The sequence below is a fragment of the Leptolyngbya sp. CCY15150 genome (genome assembly GCF_016888135.1).
Taxonomy (GTDB): domain Bacteria; phylum Cyanobacteriota; class Cyanobacteriia; order RECH01; family RECH01; genus RECH01.
The window spans coordinates 1-2,500 of record NZ_JACSWB010000118.1 but is presented as its reverse complement, the minus strand read 5'-3'; the positions used below and the strand labels follow the sequence as shown (position 1 = coordinate 2,500).

Sequence of the window (2,500 nt, the reverse complement as noted above, 5' to 3'; positions counted from 1 at the left end):
AAATAGAACATGAAACCGTAAGCTTACAAGCAATCAGAGCACGATTTAACGTGTGATGGTGTGCCTGTTGAAGAATGAGCCGGCGACTTATAGGATGTGGCAGGTTAAGGCGGGAATGCCGGAGCCAAAGGGAAACCGAGTCTGAATAGGGCGAAGTCACATTTTATAGACCCGAACCCGGGTGATCTAACCATGTCCAGGATGAAGCTTGGGTAACACCAAGTGGAGGTCCGAACCGACTGATGTTGAAAAATCAGCGGATGAGGTGTGGTTAGGGGTGAAATGCCAATCGAACCCGGAGCTAGCTGGTTCTCCCCGAAATGTGTTTAGGCGCAGCGGTAACGATTAAATCTAGGGGGTAAAGCACTGTTTCGGTGCGGGCTGCGAGAGCGGTACCAAATCGAGACAAACTCAGAATACCTAGAGAACACGTTGCCAGTAAGACGGTGAGGGATAAGCTCCATCGTCGAGAGGGAAACAGCCCAGACCACCAGCTAAGGTCCCAAAATGGATGCTAAGTGATAAAGGAGGTGGGATTGCAGAGACAACCAGGAGGTTTGCCTAGAAGCAGCCATCCTTAAAAGAGTGCGTAATAGCTCACTGGTCAAGCGATCCTGCGCCGAAAATGAACGGGGCTAAGCATCCTACCGAAGCTGTGGACTTGTAATACAAGTGGTAGGGGAGCGTTCTGCAGTAGTGAGAAGCATTAGCGTAAGCAGATGTGGACGAGGCAGAAGTGAGAATGTCGGCTTGAGTAGCGAAAACATGTGTGAGAATCACATGCCCCAAAAACCTAAGGATTCCTCCGGAAGGCTCGTCCGCGGAGGGTTAGTCGGGACCTAAGGCGAAGCCGAAGGGCGTAGTCGATGGACATAGGGTTAATATTCCCTGACTATATATCGGGAGCATATAGAGTGACGCATAATGGATAGCCATACCCTTAATGGATTGGGAGGGGGTTACGACCCCTGCATGGTGAAGAGTAGTGCCAAGAAAAGCTTTATATGTGATGAACGATATGTACCCGTACCCTAAACCGACACAGGTAGGTGAGTTGAGGATACTAAGGGGCGCGAGATAACTCTCTCTAAGGAACTCGGCAAAATGGCCCCGTAACTTCGGGAGAAGGGGTGCCCACCTAAGACGTGGGTCGCAGTGAAGAGTCCCAGGCGACTGTTTACCAAAAACACAGGTCTCTGCGAACTCGAAAGAGGATGTATAGGGGCTGACGCCTGCCCAGTGCCGGAAGGTTAAGGAAGTTGGTCAGTCTTCGGATGAAGCTAGCGACCGAAGCCCCGGTGAACGGCGGCCGTAACTATAACGGTCCTAAGGTAGCGAAATTCCTTGTCGGGTAAGTTCCGACCCGCACGAAAGGCGTAACGATCTGGGAGCTGTCTCGGAGAGAGGCTCGGCGAAATAGGATTGTCTGTGAAGATACGGACTACCTGCACCTGGACAGAAAGACCCTATGAAGCTTTACTGTAGCCTGGCATTGGGTTCGGGCTCTGCTTGCGCAGGATAGGTGGGAGGCTAAGAGACATTCCTTGTGGGGGATGAGGAGCCGTCAGTGAGATACCACTCTAGCAGGGCTAGAATTCTAACCAAAGGGACAGTGTCAGGTGGGCAGTTTGACTGGGGCGGTCGCCTCCTAAATGGTAACGGAGGCGCGCAAAGGTTCCCTCAGGCTGGTTGGAAATCAGCCGAAGAGTGTAAAGGCAGAAGGGAGCTTGACTGTGAGACCAACAAGTCGAGCAGGGACGAAAGTCGGTCTTAGTGATCCGACGGCACTGAGTGGAAGGGCCGTCGCTCAACGGATAAAAGTTACTCTAGGGATAACAGGCTGATCTCCCCCAAGAGTTCACATCGACGGGGAGGTTTGGCACCTCGATGTCGGCTCATCGCAACCTGGGGCGGTAGTACGTCCCAAGGGTTGGGCTGTTCGCCCATTAAAGCGGTACGTGAGCTGGGTTCAGAACGTCGTGAGACAGTTCGGTCCATATCCGGTGCAGGCGTAAGAGCATTGAGAGGAGTCTTCCCTAGTACGAGAGGACCGGGAAGAACGCACCTCTGGTGTACCTGTTATCGTGCCAACGGTAAACGCAGGGTAGCCAAGTGCGGAGCGGATAACCGCTGAAAGCATCTAAGTGGGAAGCCCACCTCAAGATGAGTGCTCTCATGGGGTTAACCCAGTAAGGTCACGGGAAGAACACCCGTTGATAGGCTCTAAGTGGAAGCGTGGCAACATGTGAAGCTGAGGAGTACTAATAGACCGAGGGCTTGACCTCAAAGGCTAGACGATGAAGATGATTGGAACATCTACAGCAGAAACTCACTATGTAAACGTTAAGGGGACATTCCGTTCCTTATAGAACAATCTATTCCTGGTGCCTATGGCGCGGTGGAACCACTCCGACCCATCCCGAACTCGGTTGTGAAACGCTGCAGCGGCGAAGATACTTGGGGGGTAGCCCCCTGGAAAAATAGCTCGGTGCCAGGGCTA

The 2,500-nt window shown here is 52.6% G+C and carries 2 rRNA genes (1 of these 2 cut by a window edge); both read left to right on the top strand.

Going from position 1 to position 2,500, the window contains the following annotated elements:
* Positions 1-2,285, top strand: a 23S ribosomal RNA gene (locus JUJ53_RS02040) (it extends 497 nt beyond the left edge of the window).
* A gap of 95 nt (positions 2,286-2,380) precedes the next feature.
* Positions 2,381-2,497: ribosomal RNA gene (gene rrf, locus JUJ53_RS02035) — 5S ribosomal RNA — on the top strand.
* Positions 2,498-2,500: the final 3 nt, after the last annotated feature.